Annotated in this window: 15 protein-coding genes; 8 read left to right on the forward strand and 7 right to left on the reverse strand. The window is 64.6% G+C overall.

The genetic code is table 11. From position 1 onward, the window contains the following. Nucleotides 1-15: 15 nt before the first annotated feature. The 4 genes from GWG65_RS09160 to GWG65_RS09175 all read right to left on the reverse strand — a co-directional run bounded on the left by GWG65_RS09160 (nt 16) and on the right by GWG65_RS09175 (nt 4895). Nucleotides 16-1143, reverse strand: a complete 1128-nt coding sequence (locus GWG65_RS09160) for an acyl-CoA dehydrogenase family protein (protein WP_275195107.1) — start codon at nt 1141-1143, stop codon at nt 16-18. A 180-nt stretch (nt 1144-1323) separates the two neighbouring features. After that, on the reverse strand, nt 1324-3195 hold the full coding sequence (locus tag GWG65_RS09165) for an AMP-binding protein (RefSeq protein WP_275195108.1): 1872 nt from the start codon (nt 3193-3195) through the stop codon (nt 1324-1326). 274 nt (nt 3196-3469) lie between these two features. Next, a complete protein-coding gene (locus GWG65_RS09170; RefSeq protein ID WP_275195109.1) occupies nt 3470-4228 on the reverse strand; it encodes an SDR family NAD(P)-dependent oxidoreductase in 759 nt (252 codons plus the stop codon). 64 nt (nt 4229-4292) lie between these two features. Next, on the reverse strand, nt 4293-4895 hold the full coding sequence (locus GWG65_RS09175) for a TetR family transcriptional regulator (protein ID WP_275195110.1): 603 nt from the start codon (nt 4893-4895) through the stop codon (nt 4293-4295). Nucleotides 4896-5101: 206 nt separating this feature from the next. Between GWG65_RS09175 and GWG65_RS09180 the strand changes: the two genes are divergently transcribed. Together GWG65_RS09180 and GWG65_RS09185 are read left to right on the forward strand one after the other, a co-directional pair. Then, nucleotides 5102-6274, forward strand: coding sequence for an acetyl-CoA C-acetyltransferase (locus tag GWG65_RS09180; RefSeq protein ID WP_275195111.1), 1173 nt, complete (start codon nt 5102-5104; stop codon nt 6272-6274). Nucleotides 6275-6462: 188 nt separating this feature from the next. After that, nucleotides 6463-8007, forward strand: coding sequence for an acyl-CoA synthetase (locus GWG65_RS09185; RefSeq protein WP_275195112.1), 1545 nt, complete (start codon nt 6463-6465; stop codon nt 8005-8007). Nucleotides 8008-8051: 44 nt separating this feature from the next. On the opposite strand, the gene GWG65_RS09190 is transcribed toward GWG65_RS09185, so the two are convergent. Continuing rightward, complete coding sequence (locus tag GWG65_RS09190; protein ID WP_275195113.1) at nt 8052-8594, reverse strand: methylated-DNA--[protein]-cysteine S-methyltransferase; 543 nt, start codon at nt 8592-8594, stop codon at nt 8052-8054. A gap of 138 nt (nt 8595-8732) precedes the next feature. Here GWG65_RS09190 and GWG65_RS09195 point away from each other — a divergent pair, with 138 nt between their 5' ends. After that, nucleotides 8733-9551, forward strand: a complete 819-nt coding sequence (locus GWG65_RS09195) for an alpha/beta hydrolase (protein ID WP_275195115.1) — start codon at nt 8733-8735, stop codon at nt 9549-9551. A gap of 2 nt (nt 9552-9553) precedes the next feature. Next, a complete protein-coding gene (locus GWG65_RS09200) occupies nt 9554-10366 on the forward strand; it encodes an alpha/beta hydrolase (protein WP_275195117.1) in 813 nt (270 codons plus the stop codon). Between the two features lie 46 nt (nt 10367-10412). On the opposite strand, the gene GWG65_RS09205 is transcribed toward GWG65_RS09200, so the two are convergent. Further along, nucleotides 10413-10868 carry a carboxymuconolactone decarboxylase family protein gene (locus GWG65_RS09205; protein ID WP_275195143.1) on the reverse strand — a complete coding sequence of 152 codons (456 nt, stop codon included), beginning with the start codon at nt 10866-10868 and terminating at the stop codon, nt 10413-10415. Between the two features lie 101 nt (nt 10869-10969). Here GWG65_RS09205 and GWG65_RS09210 point away from each other — a divergent pair, with 101 nt between their 5' ends. The 4 genes from GWG65_RS09210 (at nt 10970) to GWG65_RS09225 (ending at nt 15149) form a co-directional block, all read left to right on the forward strand. Beyond that, nucleotides 10970-11827, forward strand: a complete 858-nt coding sequence (locus GWG65_RS09210) for a sigma-70 family RNA polymerase sigma factor (RefSeq protein ID WP_275195119.1) — start codon at nt 10970-10972, stop codon at nt 11825-11827. A gap of 189 nt (nt 11828-12016) precedes the next feature. Then, entirely contained in the window at nt 12017-12694 is a 678-nt protein-coding gene (locus GWG65_RS09215) for a GntR family transcriptional regulator (RefSeq protein ID WP_275195120.1), read from the forward strand. A gap of 149 nt (nt 12695-12843) precedes the next feature. Beyond that, nucleotides 12844-13644, forward strand: coding sequence for a phytanoyl-CoA dioxygenase family protein (locus GWG65_RS09220; RefSeq protein WP_275195122.1), 801 nt, complete (start codon nt 12844-12846; stop codon nt 13642-13644). Between the two features lie 191 nt (nt 13645-13835). Next, nucleotides 13836-15149: a Gfo/Idh/MocA family oxidoreductase gene (locus GWG65_RS09225; protein WP_275195123.1), complete on the forward strand. Its 1314-nt coding sequence runs from the start codon at nt 13836-13838 to the stop codon at nt 15147-15149. A gap of 249 nt (nt 15150-15398) precedes the next feature. On the opposite strand, the gene GWG65_RS09230 is transcribed toward GWG65_RS09225, so the two are convergent. Beyond that, a partial coding sequence (locus tag GWG65_RS09230) for a transposase (protein ID WP_275195124.1) occupies nt 15399-16048 on the reverse strand: 650 nt, incomplete at its 5' end.

The raw sequence follows: 16048 nt of genomic DNA on the forward strand, positions 1-16048 counted from the left end.
GACACGAGTATCTCCCTACGCCGCGTTCTTCTTGCGCATCCGATCGATCAACTGGTCTTCCCAATAGGACAGGCTGCCGAGCCCGAGCGCCATGGCGTTGGCGCGGCGGTAGTACATGTGGCAGTCGAACTCCCAGGTGAAGCCCATGCCGCCATGGACCTGGATATTGTTCTTGGCGCAGTGCTGGAACGCCTGCGTCGCGCTGATGCGCGCGGCGGCTGCGGCTTCCGGCAATTCGGTCGCGTTGGTCGAGAGCGCCCAGGCGCCGTAATAGCTGTTGGAGCGCGCCAGCGTCGCCGACACGTACATGTCCGCGAGCATATGCTTGACCGCCTGGAACGAGCCGATCTGGCGACCGAAGGCGATGCGATCGAGCGCGTAATCGCGGCCCATCTCCAGTGCTCGGTCGGCGCCGCCGACCTGCTCGAAGGCGCAGAGCACCGCGGCACGGTTGAGCACCTCCGTGAGGATGCTCCAGCCCTCGCCCGCCGCGCCAAGCGGCTCGGCCTTGCAATCCCTGAAAGTCAGCTCGGCCTGGCCGCGGGTGGGGTCGAGATTGGTCAGGCTTTTCACCTCGACGCCGCCGGCTTTGAGATCGACCAGGAACAGCGAGATATCGCCGTCACGCCCGCCCGTCCCCGTGCGCGCGGCAACCACCGCAAAGTTCGCGATGGCACCATCGGCGACCGGCCGCTTGACGCCGTTGAGCACGCCACCAGCCGCAGCGAGCTTGATGTTCTTCGGCGATGGATTGCCCTTGCCCTCGAACAGCGCCAGCGTCCCGATCGCCTCGCCCGAGACGATCGCGGGCAGCCACTTCTTCTTCTGCGCGTCGCTGCCGGCGATCAGCAGCGCTTCGGCGGCGAGATAGACGGTCGATGAGAACGGCACCGGCGCATTGGCGCGGCCCATCTCCTCGGCGATGACGCAGAGCTCGAGATGGCCGGCACCCGCGCCGCCGAACTCCTCGGGAATTGCGACGCCGAGAAAACCCATCTCGGCGAGGCCCTTCCACAGCTCCTTGTCATAGGGCGCCTTGCCGTCGAGCACGACGCGCACGGCCTTGGGCGAGCATTTCTCAGTGAGGAACTTGCGCGCCTGATCGCGGAGCTGCTTTTGATCGTCGGAGAAATCGAAGTTCATGGCGGCGTGCCTTTTTACTCGTTGTCATTTGATGACGTCATTCCGGGGCGCGACAAAGTCGCGAGCTATGATGCGCAATTGCGCATCTGAGGTTCCATTTCGCCGCGCGTATGCGGCCTGATGGATTCCGGGCCCGGCCCTGCGGGCCATCCGGAATGACGAATGGAGAGAGTGCGTTTTTCATCGCAGCACGATCACATCCTGGTCCGGCTTGTCCGCATAAAGCCGCTCAACCAGCGCGGCGCGGCGCTCGAGGCCGGCGCGCTGGTTGATGTAGCCCTTGTCGGTGAGCTCGTTGCCGTCGATCGAGGGCGGCTCGGCCATCAGCATGGCGCGAGCGATGATGCGGCTGCTGGCGCCTTTGCACTCTTTGTTGTGAGCCTCCAGCCCGCGCCTGAAGCAGGCGATCACCTCGGGGTGCTTCACGGCGTCCTCGAAACTCAGGTCGGGACTGCCGGCGAGCTGGCGGCAGGCGTGCAGGTTCGGCCAGGCGAGCAGGCCGATGAAGGGACGATCCTGCCCCGCGACCAGCGCGTCGTGCACGACGGGCGTCGCGGCGGCGATCGTATCGGTGCGCAGCGAGCCGACATGCACGAACGTGCCGGTCGTGAGTTTGAAATCTTCCACCACGCGGCCGGCGAAAATGATGCCCTTCACCGGATCGGAATCGTCAACGAATATGCCGGCATCGCCGATACAGTAAAAGCCTTCCTCGTCGAACATCTTCCTGGTGAGATCAGGCTGGCCGAAATAGCCCGGCGTGACGTTGACCCCGCGCAGCCGCAGCTCGTATTTCGAATCGCACGGCACCATCTTCAATTCCACGCCGGGGAACGGCAGGCCGATCAGGCCGACCCGCTCGGTGTTCCAATAGGTGCCGGTCGAGGTCGGCGCGGTCTCGGTCGAGCCCCAGCCGGTGTAGAACACGATGCGCTCGCCGGTGGTCTTCACGGCGAGGGCCTGCATGCGGTCGTAGAGATCGTCCGGCAGCCGCGCGCCGCCATAGGCCATGATCGAGAGATTTTTGAAGAAGGAACGGCACAGCGCGTCGTCCTTCTCCATGGCCGCTGCCAGCGCGGCGTAACCCGCAGGCACGTTGGCGTAATAGGTCGGCGAGACCTCGCGAAGATTGCGCAACGTCTCTTCGAACTGGCCCGGCATCGGGCGGCCATCGTCGATATAGAGGGTGCCGCCATCGACCAGGATCGGATGGAAGGCCGCGTTGCCGCCCATGGTGTGGTTCCACGGCATCCAGTCCAGCATGGTCGACAGCGGGCCGCCAGGCGTGCGCGGTCGCACCTGCATCATCATCGCCGCATTGGCGCACATCATCTCCTGCGTATTGATGACCGCCTTAGGCATGCCCGTCGAGCCGGAGGTGAACAGCAGCTTGCCGACGGTCTTGGGCGTGATCTTCGCGATCGACGCTTCGACGTCGGCGGTCACAAGCGTCGCGGCGAGTTCGGCAAAGCTGACGCTGTTGATGCCGTCGCAGGGGCGCACGACGTGAACGACGGTCACGCCGGTAAGATCGAGCGCCTTCAGCGCTTTCTCGAAGGTCGGGCCGTCCTGCACCATCACCACGGCCGGCTTGATCAGGTCGAACAGGTACTTGAGCTTGACGTGATCGTGGCTCATCAAGGAGTAGGCCGGCGACACCGGTGCGGCCGGAGAACGCGCCTGCATCGCGGCCTGCGTCATCAGCGCGTGCTCGATCGAATTGCCGGACAGGATCGCGACCGGACGACTATCGAGGCCGAGATCAAGCAGGCCCTGCGTCAGCGCATCCACGGTGTGCTTGGCTTCACCGTAAGAGACCTTTCGCCACGCGCGATCAGCGCCGCCCCGCTGTGCGAGCCAGATGCGCTCCGGCGCTTCTCTCGCCCATTTCGCCAACGAGGCCGGGATGTGCTTCTCGTAAGCTTGCAAGGGAATGCGCGACCTCAGCACCACCGTGCCGTCGTCGCGGCGCTCGACGTCGATGTCGCGCGCCAGCCACTCCACCTTGCGAAAGGCGGGCTTCATCATCACCGCTGCCGCACTCCCACTCATTTTGCGTCTCCCGGAATTACTCGTCCTTTGCGGATCATTCTCGTTCAGCGCCTGATATAGACAGGCTTTCGCTTGTCGGGGAAGTGGAAGTGGACTTCCTGCATCCATGGCATGAAGTGCCGATGACTGCGCCCTCTCCCCTTGTGGGAGAGGGCATGATCGATGTGAGCCAAGAATTCACTTGGGTGAGGGGTCTGTCTCCGCGGAGAGAACCCCTCATCCGGCGCTTCGCGCCACCTTCTCCCACAAGGGGAGAAGGAAGAAGAGCGTCGCCCTACCTTGGCGCCATGCGAATAGCGCCGTCGAGGCGGATGGTTTCACCGTTGAGCATCGGGTTCTCGACGATGTGCACGGCAAGCGAGCCGTATTCAGAGGCATCGCCGAGCCGTGTGGGATGCGGCACCTGGGCGCCGAGGCTCTTGCGAGCCTCTTCGCTCAAACCCATCAACAGCGGCGTCAGGAACAGGCCGGGCGCGATGGTGTTGACGCGGATCTTCTGGCTGGCGAGGTCGCGGGCTGCCGGCAGGGTCAAGCCGACGACGCCGCCCTTCGACGCCGAATAGGCGATCTGGCCGATCTGGCCTTCGTAAGCAGCGACCGAGGCCGTGTTGATGATGACGCCGCGTTCCTCGCCGATCGGCTCTGCGGTGACGAGGCGCTCCGCGAACAGCCGCAGGCAGTTGAAGGTGCCGATCAAATTGACGTTGATGATGCGGGCAAACTTCGCCAGCGGATAAACGCCGTCCTTGCCGACGATGCGCTGCGAGCCGCCGATGCCGGCGCAGTTCATCAGCACGCGCGCGACGCCGTGGACGGCTTCCGCCTTGGCAATCGCCGCCTTGATGCCGTCCTCGTCGGTGACGTCGGCATGCAGCGCGACGCCCTTCACTTCGGCCGCAACCTTCTCGGCGTTTTCCTTGCTCTGGTCGATCACGCCGATCCTGGCGCCCTTGGCGGCCATAGCGCGGGCGGTCGCCGCGCCGAGGCCCGACCCACCGCCGGTGATGAGAACGGCAACGTCTTTCAACTGCATCGCTTGTACCTTTCCTCTACCTTCTCCTTGGGCGTTTCTTCTCTGGACTTGAGTTTCGGCCGCATCATCCGGCCGCGGCAGCTTCCTCGGATCTCGTGAGGATGCCGCCGCAGATCAGCGTTTCCATGTGCTTGATATATTGCCGGCAGACTTCGTCGGTGACCGGGCCGACGCCGGTCGCGCGAGACATCGCATGCCGGCCGAAGAACAGATGATCACAGGCGCCGATCAGGCTGGTGTAGAACAGCACCGGATCGGTTTGGCGAAACTCGCCGTGGCTGACGCCTTCGGCGAGCAGCCGGCGATGAAAATCGAGCAGCGGCGCCACGAAGAATTTCGAGACTTCGTCGGCGGAGCCCGCGACGCTCTCGTGCAGCAGATAATGGATCAGCCGGTTCATGTAGGGAAACCGGTGATAGGCGCGGATGATGCCGCCGATATGCAGCTTCAGCTTCGCGGTCGACGTGATCGGCTGCGCCAGCAGATATTCGAGATTGGACAGCTCGGTCGCGGCATCGCGCGCGAGCAGCGCCAGCAACAGGCCGTCCTTGTTGCCGAAGTGATATTTGACCAGTGCGGCGTTGGCGCCGGACTTCTGGGCGATGTCGCTCAGCGAAATCTCGATCGACGAGCGCTCGATCATCAGCTCGCTGGCGGCCACGAGCAACTTCTCTGCCGTGGAATTCTTCCCGCTGGGGAGCCTGTTCGGTACGCTGGTAGTCACGGAAATCCCTGTTCTCGCCGCGCGGGCTGCAGATAAGCCCAAGCAGCGCCTCATCACAAGAGTTAATTGATCGATTGACTAAACGACCGGTCGACCCTTAAATCCGCCCCGACAACCAACCATTCAGAACAATCCAGGGAGAAACCGACATGGCCGAGGCTTACATCGTCGCCGCTGCGCGTACCGCCGGCGGGCGCAAGGGGGGCCGCCTCGCCGGCTGGCATCCGGCCGATCTCGCCGCAAAGGTGCTGAACGAGCTGGTCGACCGCACCAAGGTCGATCCGGCCCTGGTCGAGGACGTGATCATGGGCTGCGTCATGCAGGTTGGCGAGCAGTCCAACAATGTCGCGCGCAACGCGATCATGGCCTCGAAGCTGCCGGAGAGCGTGCCGGGCACCTCGATCGACCGCCAGTGCGGCTCCTCGCAGCAGGCGCTGCACTTTGCAGCGCAGGCGGTGATGTCGGGCGCGATGGACGTGGTGATCGCCGCCGGCGTGGAATCGATGACGCGCGTGCCGATGGGCCTGTCGTCGCAGCTCCCGGCCAAGAACGGCTTTGGCAATTACAAAAGCCCGGGCATCGAGCAGCGCTATCCGAACATCGTGTTCAGCCAGTTTACCGGCGCCGAGATGATGGCCGAGAAGTACGGCCTGTCGAAGAATGAACTCGACGAATACTCCTACAACAGCCATCAGCGCGCGATCGCGGCAACCCAGGCCGGCCACTTCAAGAAGGAGATCGTGCCGCTGGAGATCACGCGCGCCGACGGCTCCAAGGATACCCACCACATCGACGAGGGTATCCGCTTCGACGCGACACTCGACGGTATCAAGGGCGTCAAGCTGATCGTCGAGAACGGCAAGCTCTCCGCGGCCAGCGCCAGCCAGATCTGCGACGGCGCCTCCGGCGTCCTGGTCGTGAACGAACGCGGCCTGAAGCAGCTCGGCGCAAAGCCGCTGGCGCGCATCCATCACATGACCATGATGGGCGGCGATCCCGTCATCATGCTGGACGCACCGCTGCACGCCACCAAGCGCGCGCTGGAGAAGGCCGGCATGACGATCGACGACATCGACCTGTTCGAGGTCAACGAGGCCTTCGCCTCGGTGCCGACCGCGTGGCTCAAGAGCACCGGCGCCGATCCGGAACGTCTCAACGTCAATGGCGGCGCCATCGCGCTCGGTCACCCCCTCGGCTGCTCCGGCACCAAGCTGATGACGACGCTGATTCACGCCCTGCATCATCGCGGCAAGCGCTATGGCCTACAGACCATGTGCGAAGGCGGCGGCATGGCCAACGTGACGATCGTGGAGCGGCTGTAAGCCTCTTCCGCGCAGGGGTTTCGTCCCGGACAAGCGCGCCTCAAGCGCGCGCCGATCCGGGACCCATAATCACAGGAGGCTGTGGTTGTGCTGCGCTGGAGCTCCATCTTGTCTCAACAACCGAGGCCTGTGGTTATGGATCCCGGCTTTCGCCGGGATGACACCTTACTTGTTTTGAGACCTTCCCAATGACTCATCCCTCCATCCACGCCCGCGCAAATCCCGATAAGATCGCCTACCAGATGGCCGGCACCGGCAAGGCGATCACCTACCGCGAGCTCGACGAACTCTCGAACCAGGGCGCAAACCTGTTCCGCTCGCTCGGCTTGAAGGCGGGCGACCACATCGCGCTATTGATGGAGAACCGCCTCGCCTTCATGGAGATCTGCTGGGCGGCACAGCGCAGCGGGCTCTATTACACCGCGATCAGCCGCTATCTGAAGCAGGACGAGATCGACTACATCATCGCCGATTGCGGCGCCAAGGTCGTGATCACCACGCCGAAATGCGCCGACCAGATCAAGGGCCTGATCAAGGGCGCCGCCGGCGAGCCGATCTTCTACATGATGGACGAGCCGCTGCCGGGCTTCCGCTCCTACGACAGGGAAGCGGCTGCGCAGCCGACGACGCCAATCGCGGACGAAGTCGCCGGCTACGACATGCTGTATTCGTCAGGCACGACCGGCCGCCCCAAAGGCATCAAGAAGGCGTTCGAGGGCAAGCCGATCGACGAGCCGAACGCCTTCTTGCGCGTGCTCTGCGCCAACATGTGCGGCATGAACGCCGACACAATCTACCTCTCGCCGGCGCCACTCTATCACGCGGCGCCGTTGCGCTTCAACATGATGGCGATCGTGCTCGGCGGCACCTCCATCATCATGGAGCATTTTGACGCCGAAGAGTTTTTGAAGCTGGTCGAGAAGCACAAGGTGACGCAGTCGCAGCTGGTGCCGACCATGTTCGTGCGCATGCTGAAGCTGCCCGACGAGGTCCGCAACCGCTACAACGTCTCCACGCTGAAAGGCGCGATCCATGCCGCCGCGCCCTGCCCGGTCGACGTCAAGGCAAAGATGATCGAATGGTGGGGACCGATCCTGATCGAGTACTACGCCGGCTCGGAAGGCAACGGCGTCACCGTCTGCAATTCGAAAGAATGGCTGGAGCATCGCGGCAGCGTCGGGCGCGCCGTGGTCGGCAAGATCAAGATTCTCGGCGAGAACGACGACGAGCAGCCGGTCGGCGAAATCGGCACGGTCTATTTCGCCGATGCGCCTGTTTTCACCTATCACAACGATCCCGAGAAGACGAAGAAGGCGTACAACGCCAAGGGCTGGTCGACGCTGGGCGACGTCGGCTATCTCGACAAGGACGGCTTCCTCTATCTCACCGATCGCAAGTCCTACATGATCATCTCGGGCGGCGTGAACATCTACCCGCAGGAAACAGAGGACGTGCTCATCACCCACCCCGAGGTTGCGGACGTCGCCGTGTTCGGCGTGCCGAACGAGGAGATGGGCGAAGAGGTCAAGGCCGTGGTGCAGCCGCACGATCCCAAGCGCGCCGGCAAGGAGCTCGAGGCCGAGCTGATCGCCTTCTGCAAGACGCGCCTCTCCGCGATCAAATGCCCGCGCTCGGTGGATTTCGAGGCCGAGCTGCCGCGCACGCCCACCGGCAAGCTGGTGAAGCGCCATTTGCGCGACCGCTACTGGCCGAAGACAGCAGCGAAGATCTAGCGCACTTTCTTACCCTCCCCCTCCAGGGGAGGATGAAGCAAATCTCAATCAAATAAGCTCGGCGTATGGTTCACCAGCGCGCCTTCGATCTCGAGCATCTTCAATTTCGTCACCACGCCGCCATTCGCCGAGAAGCCGCCGGGCTTGTTGCCGGCCGCCAGTACGCGATGGCAGGGCACGACGATCGGGCACGGGTTGTGCCCGAGCGCCTGACCGACATCGCGTGACAGCTCGACCCCGCCGAGGCGCTTGGCGATGTCGCCATAGGTGACGGTCTTGCCGGGCGGAATGGTGCGGACGATCTCGTAGACGCCGCGGTTGAACTCGGGAACGCCCTTGAGATCGAGCGGAATATCGGTGAGGTCATCAGGTTCGCCAGCGAGCAGTTTGACGATGCGGTCGATCGCCTGCTGCACCTCGGCCGTCGGCTCGGCCTCGCTGGCATCGGCATGGCGCTGACTGATGCGGGTACGGACCTTCTGCTCGCCGCCCATCGGCAGTTGCACGCCGTTGATGCCGCGCGGACCCCAGGCGATGGCGCACAGGCCGATTTTGGTGTCGAACAGGGTGAAATGCTGGTCGGTCATGGCTTGATTCCTGGCTCGCGTCCTTGTCGCATGCCCCCATTGTGATCTCTGCCTAAATCTAGGCTTGGAAATAGTTGCGATCCACCCGGTTTCCGGGAATCCTGCACAGGAGTTCCGCCCCCTTCTCGCGAGCCAAGAATGCAAAGCCTCCACGTCAACGGATACGACATGCCCTATCTCGACGTGGGGGAGGATAGAGGCCGCCCGCCGCTGGTCTGCGTGCATGGCTCGCTCAACGACTTCCGCGTCTGGGGCTGCGTGCTCGGGCCGCTGACGCAGCAGCACCGGATGATCTGCGTCAGCCTAAGGCACTTCTTCCCGGAGCGGTGGGACGGCGTCGGCGACACCTATTCGATCAGCCAGCATGTCGACGATGTCATTGCCTTCATCGAGCAGCTCGACCTCGGCCCCGTCCATCTGATGGGTCATTCTCGCGGCGGACACATCTGCTTTCGCGTGGCGCAGCGCCGCCCGGATCTGCTGCGCCGGTTGGTCCTCGCCGAGCCCGGCGGCGAGCTCGATGCGAGCCTCGATCCGGATCATGCCGGCGGGCCCTCGCCGCTGCTGGCCCGCTTCACGGCCTCAGCCGAGAAGATCGCGGCGGGCGATGTCGACGGCGGCCTCGCCGTCTTCGTGGACACGCTGGAGGGACCCGGCACCTGGCCGCGGCTGCCGGCGATGGTGAAGCAGAATTTGCGCGACAACGCCTTCACGCTGATCGGCCAGGTCCGCGACAACCGGCCGCCGTTCTCGAAGGTGGACGCGGAGGCGATCAAAATGCCGACGCTGTTCGTCCTGGGCGCGCGGACCAAAGGCCTGCTGCCAAAAGTGCTGCATGCGCTCGCCGCGCACGTCCCGTATGCGAAGACGGCGATCATCCCGAACGCGACGCATCCGATGTTCGAGCAGGCGCCGCAAAAATACTCCGAAGTGGTCATGGACTTCTTGGCGGGCTGAGCATGCAGACATTTCGCGTCAACGGTTACGACATGGCCTATCTCGAAGTCGGAGAAGGTCCCCCGCTGGTCTGCGTGCACGGCACGCTCGGCGATTTCCGCACCTGGTATTCGGTGCTCGGCCCGCTCTCGAAGTCCCATCGCGTGATGTCGGTGAGCCTGCGGCATTTCTTTCCCGAGCATTGGGACGCCGCGGGCAACGACTACAAGATGGCGCAGCACGTTGCGGACGTGATCGCCTTCATCGCGCGGATCGAGCCCGCGCCGGTCGATCTTATGGGACATTCGCGCGGCGGCCACATCGCGTTTCGGGTGGCGCAGGCGCGGCCCGATCTGGTGCAAAAGCTGGTTCTGGCCGAGCCCGGCGGCGATCTCGATGCCAGCCTGCCGGTGCCGGCCGGCACGCCCGCGCATCCACCGCTGGCCGCGCGCACGGCGCGCTCGGTCGAGATGATCAACGCCGGCGACATCGAAGGCGCGCTGCAGAATTTCTACGAAGGCATCGAGGGCGACGGCTCGTGGCGCCGGGTGCCGGCGGCGGCAAAGCAGCAATTGCGTGACAACGCCATCACCTTCCTCGGCCAGATCAGCGAGCAGCGCAGACCCTATACGCTCGCGGATGCGCAGGCGGTCAGGACGCCAACGCTGCTGATCGGCGGCGGTGCGACCACCGGCAGCCTGTCACTGATCTGGCGCGTGCTGGCCGAGCACATCGCCGGCGCCAAGACGGCGGTCATCCCCAATGCCGGCCACTGGATGTTCGAACAGGCGCCATTGGAGTTTGGCGAGGCGGTGAACGCGTTTTTGGCGGAGTAGCACTCTTTCCCTCTCCATGACTGGAGAGGGAAAGAAAGTGCCGTGCTCACACCTTCCACACACCGACCGGCATCTTGATCGTCGCGTTAAGCCGGTTCCAGACGTTGATCGTCGCGATCGAGAGAATCAGGGTTGCAAGCTCGCGCTCGTCGAAATGCTTGGCCGCCTCGTTCCAGATCGCATCCGGCACCGGATCTTCGCGATCGGCGAGACGGGTAACGGCTTCGGTCAGCGCCAGCGCGGCGCGCTCGGCATCGGTGAAATAGGGCGCATCGCGCCAGGCGGACACAGCGAAGAGGCGCTCGTCGGTCTCACCTAGCTTGCGGGCGATCTTGGGATGCATGTCGACGCAGACGCTGCATCCATTGATCTGGCTGGCGCGCAGGTGCACCAGTTCCAGCAGCTTTTCCGGCAGCCCCTGCTTGGTCAGCGCGCCTAGGGATTGCAGGACGTTCATGGCTTCGGGCAGAACCATGACCGGATGGTTCATACGAGCGTGCATCATTGTCTTCGTCTCCGTTTAAGAATGTCGACGGTTCCGGTCACATCGGCCGGATTGGCGTCGTCATAGGGGTGACGGATCGCGATCAGGGAATGTGACCGATGACTGAAGAAAATTTTCTCAGCCAGCAGTTCGAGGCCAATCGGCAGCATTTGCGCAGCGTCGCCTACCGGATGCTGGGATCGCGCGGCGAGGTCGATGACGCCGTGCAGGAGGCCTGGCTGCGGCTCAGCCGCAGCGACCGGTCCGATGTTGCCAACCTCAAGGGCTGGCTGACCACGGTGGTCGCGCGCATCTGCCTCGACATGCTGCGCGCACGAAAATCGCGCCGAGAAGACCCGATGGGCCCGCACGTGCCGGAGCCCATCGACGAGGCGCGGGAGCGCGAGGCGGAGATGGCCGATTCCGTCGGCGCAGCACTGCTCGTCGTGCTCGAAACGCTGCAGCCGGCGGAGCGGCTCGCCTTCGTGCTGCACGACATGTTCGCCGTTCCGTTCGAGGAGATCGCGCCGATCGTCGGCCGCTCGGTCGATGCTTCGCGCCAGCTTGCGAGCCGCGCTCGGCGTCGTGTGCAGGGTGCGCCGGTGCCGGAGACGGACCTGTCGCGGCAGCGGAGGATCGTCGATGCCTTCCTCGCGGCCTCGCGGGAAGGCAATTTCGAGGGCCTGCTTGCGGTGCTCGACCCCGACGTCGTGTTCCGCGCCGATCAGGCCGCGGTGCGGTTAGGCTCTCTGCCGGAAGTCCGCGGCGCCAATGCCGTTGCGCAGATCTACAAGGGCCGCGCGCAGGCCGCACGGCCGGCGCTGGTCGACGGCGAGATGGGTATCGCTGTTATCTTGGGCGGCCATCTGCGGATTGCGCTGCGCGTCAGCTTCAGCGGCGACCAGATCGCCGGGATCGAGGCGATGGCCGATGCGGAGCAAATCGCGGCCCTCGAGGTGGAGGTGCTGGAGCCCTGAGACAGGGGAAGCACTTTTCTCGAAAACAACCCCATGCACAGTAGCCGGGCCGAGTAATATCAAAAGCTTAGCGGACGCGAAGACGGCGGCCGGTGCAGCGGCCGGAGCGCTTGACGCTCTCGGCCTCCCGCCGTAGATTCGCATACGGAATTCCGTATTCTCTTCACGTGATCTGTTGGAGCTGCCGGCGTGATCCCTCTCGACCCGCTCCCGAACCTGATCGACCAGGTCTATGCACGGATCCTGGAGGCGATCTCCGACCGCACGCTGCGGCCCGGCCAGCGCATCCGGCAGAACGAGCTCGCCGACAAGCTCGGCGTGTCGCGCCAGCCGGTGTCGCATGCGCTGCATCTGCTGCACCGGCAGGGGCTGGTCGCCGAGAGCGGCCGGCGCGGCTTTGAAGTCACCCAGCTCGATCCCTCGCGCATCCGCCAGCTCTATGAGGTGCGCGGCGCGATCGATGCGCTCGCGGCCCGGCTCGCTGCGGAGCGCGCGGCAAGCGACGCAGCCGGGCGCGCGCGGCTGGGTGCAGCGCTCGCCGCCGGACGCAGGACCGATGGCAACACGCCGCTCGCCGAGCTCATCGCGCTCGACGTCGATTTTCACCGCGCAATCTATCAGCTCGCCGGCAATCCCGTGATCGAGCAGACGATCGCGCCGCAATGGCCGCACATGCGCCGCTCGATGGCGACCGTGCTCTCCGAGCTCGACTATCGCGGCAGCGCCTGGTCCGAGCATGCTGATATCGCCGGACACATTCTCGCAGGCGATGCCGAGGCCGCCGAGCGCGCGGCGCTCGCACATGCGCAGACGGCGGGACGAATGACGGAGGAGAGATTGAGGGCGAGCGAAGAGGTGGCGGCGTAGATCACGATCTCCGTCGCCGTCTTGTCCGGGCTTGTCCCGGGCATCCACGCTCTTCCGGACGTGGAGCGAAGCCGTGGATGGCCGGGTCAAGCCCGGCCATGACGGCAGAGAAAATACGACAAAAACAAGCAACCAAGGGAGGACGACCCATGAAACTGTCCCAGGAGCAATTGGAGTTCTTCGACCGCGAGGGCTGGCTGTTTCTGCCCGAGCTGTTCAGCCCGGAGGAGGTTGACTTGCTGGCGCGCGAGGCGGTCGGCATTTACGACGCCAACCGGCCCGAGGTCTGGCGCGAGAAGAGCGGCGCGCCGCGCACGGCTTTTGCAGCGCATCTCTACAACGAGGCGTTCCGGCTTCTCGGTGCGCATCCGCGCATGATCGAACCGGTCGAGCAGCTGTTCGGCGAGCCGGTCTACATGCACCAGTTCAAGATCAACGCGAAATCGGCCTTCACCGGCGACGTCTGGCAATGGCACCAGGACTACGGCACCTGGAAGCGCGACGATGGCATGCCGGAGCCGCGCGCCATGAACATCGCGATCTTCCTCGACGAGGTGATGCCGATCAACGGCCCCTTGATGCTGGTGCCGCGCAGCCAGAACGCCGGCGATCTCGAAGCCTCGCATGATCTTGCGACGACCTCCTATCCGCTGTGGACGCTGGATGAGGCGACGGTGACGCGGCTGGTCGAGCAGGGCGGCATCGTCGCGCCGACCGGCAAGCCGGGCGGCATGCTGATGTTCCACGGCAATCTCGTGCATGGCTCGGCCGGCAACATCACGCCCTACCCGCGCAAGATCGTGTATCTGACGCTGAACGCGGTCTCGAACTACATCCGCAAGCCCACGCGACCGGACTACATCGCGCATCGGGATTTTGCGCCGATCAGGACGGTGGACGACGACGCGCTGCTGCGGCTCGCACGTGCGCCGCGACAGGCGGCGGAGTAGAGCCGCCGTCACGGGCGCGGTCCACCTCTCCCGTTGGGAGAGGTCGGCGCGAAGCGCCGGGTGAGGGGTTATGCCCTCTCGTCGGAGTTGCGGCCCCTCACCCGGTTTGCTGCGCAAACCGACCTCTCCCCGCCGGGGAGAGGTGGACCGAGCACAAACCGCATCAGCAATGCTGAAATAATGGAAGCCCCATGAACCTCCACCGCCTCCTCCAAGCCCGCGTCTCTGCCGGCAAGCCGGTCCGTGTCGCGCTGATCGGCGCCGGCAAATTCGGCTCGATGTTTCTGGCACAGGTGCCGCACACACCGGGGCTGGAGGTGCCCATCGTCGTCGACATCGACCGCGACCGCGCGCGCGAGGCCTGCCGCACAGTTGGCTGGGATGCGGCACGCATCGCCACGACCACCTTCACCGACGACGGCGCACGCGCCATTGCCGGCGGCGCGATGGACGTCGTGGTGGAGGCGACCGGCAACCCTGCCGTCGGCATCAAGCACGCCCGCGCGGCGATCGCGGCGGGCAAACATATCGTGATGGTCAATGTCGAGGCCGACGTGTTGGCGGGTCCGCTGCTGGCCGAGGAAGCGCGCAAGGCCGGCGTGGTCTATTCGCTCGCCTATGGCGACCAGCCGGCGCTGGCGGCGGAGATGGTCGACTGGGCCCGCGCCACCGGTTTTCACGTCGTCGCCGCCGGCAAGGGCACGAGATATCTGCCGGCCTATCATGACGTGACGCCGGATGGCGTCTGGCAGCATTACGGCCTGACGGCAGGCGAAGCGCAGTCGGCCGGGATGAATCCGCAGATGTTCAACTCGTTCCTCGACGGCACCAAGTCGGCGATCGAGATGGCCGCGATCGCCAATGCCTGCGGGCTCGACGTGCCCACCGGCGGCCTGCTGTTTCCGCCCTGCGGCGTCGACGATCTGCCGCATCTGATGCGGCCGCACGACAAAGGCGGCGTGCTGGAGCGGTCGGGCGTGGTGGAGGTCGTCTCCTCGCTTGAGCGCGACGGGCGGCCGGTGTTTCGCGATTTGCGCTGGGGCGTCTATGTCGTGCTGGAGGCGCCGAACGACTATGCCGCCGATTGCTTCAGGCAATATGGCCTCAAGACCGACGCCAGCGGACGCTTCGCCGCAATGTACAAGCCCTATCATCTGATCGGGCTCGAGCTGAACATCTCGATCCTGTCGGCGGCGCTGCGGGGCGAGCCGACCGGCCAGGCGACGGGCTTCCGCGGCGACGTCGCGGCCGTGGCCAAGCGGCCTTTGCGCGCCGGCGAGATGCTGGACGGCGAAGGCGGCTACACGGTGTGGGGCAAGCTGGTGCCGGCGGCGGCGAGCCTCAAGGCTGGCGCGCTGCCGATCGGCCTCGCGCACCGGCTCAAGCTGAAGCACGACGTCGCCCATGGCGAGATCGTGCACTGGAGCGATGTTGAGTTCGACGCCAACAACGAGACGATCAAGACGCGAAAGGCGATGGAGGCGACGTTCGCGAAGGAAGGTTAGGCGGCGTACTCGTAGCCGAGATTCGTTGCCACGGCTTGAGCGATGCCCGTTAGCCGATGCTTTGCGGACTCAAGCTGGACATCGCCTCAGGTCAGCTAAGGGCCCAGGCCGTGTGAAAACAGTGCAACTTGAGCCCACCGGCGCGTTCCGCGGCCGCCGGGCCTTTGATGCGATGGGATCGACCTCCTGTCATCTTAGGGGCAACCAGAAGCTTCATCTAGGCGCTGATTTGGTCGCGGCGAGCCGGCCTTACGCCTGCATCGCCTCCAGCAATCCGCCTACGCCCACGATCATCATCACGCGCTTCATGTTGTAGGCCAGCACATTGAGCGCCATCTCAGTGGCCACCTTTGGCAGCTTTCTCGTGAGAAAGTGTGTTGCTCCCATCCAACCCTTCATCGTGCCGAACGGATGCTCCACTGTCTGACGGCGGACACCCATTGCGTTGGGATTGTGGTCGAGCCGATGCTGAACTTTCTCCAGAATGGCCTCGTGCTCCCAGCGTGAGATGCGGCGCTCGGGGCCTGTCGTGCACTGAGCTTTTAGCGCGCAAGTTTTGCAGGTGCTTGTCCAATAGCGGCGCAGGGCCTTTCCGTCCTCTACGTTCGTGAAGTGATAGTTTAGCCGCTCGCCGGCGGGACAGCGATAAACATCGTCGGCCGCTACGTAGACGAAGTCCTGTTTGCCGAAGCGGCCGGCAGCTTTCGCGCTGGAAGTCATCGGCTTCGGCAACGTCACCGTGACGTCGGCTTCCTCGCAGGCCTTGATCTCCTCTCCATCGTAATAGCCGCGGTCTGCCACCACTTCGAGCGTCTCGACCGCCATCTCGTCGCGAGCCTGCCTGGACATGTTAGCGAGTTCGTGGCGATCGGTGCCCATGTTGGTCACTTCGTGAGCCA

The organism is Bradyrhizobium sp. CSA207 (genome assembly GCF_029051685.1).
GTDB lineage: Bacteria > Pseudomonadota > Alphaproteobacteria > Rhizobiales > Xanthobacteraceae > Bradyrhizobium.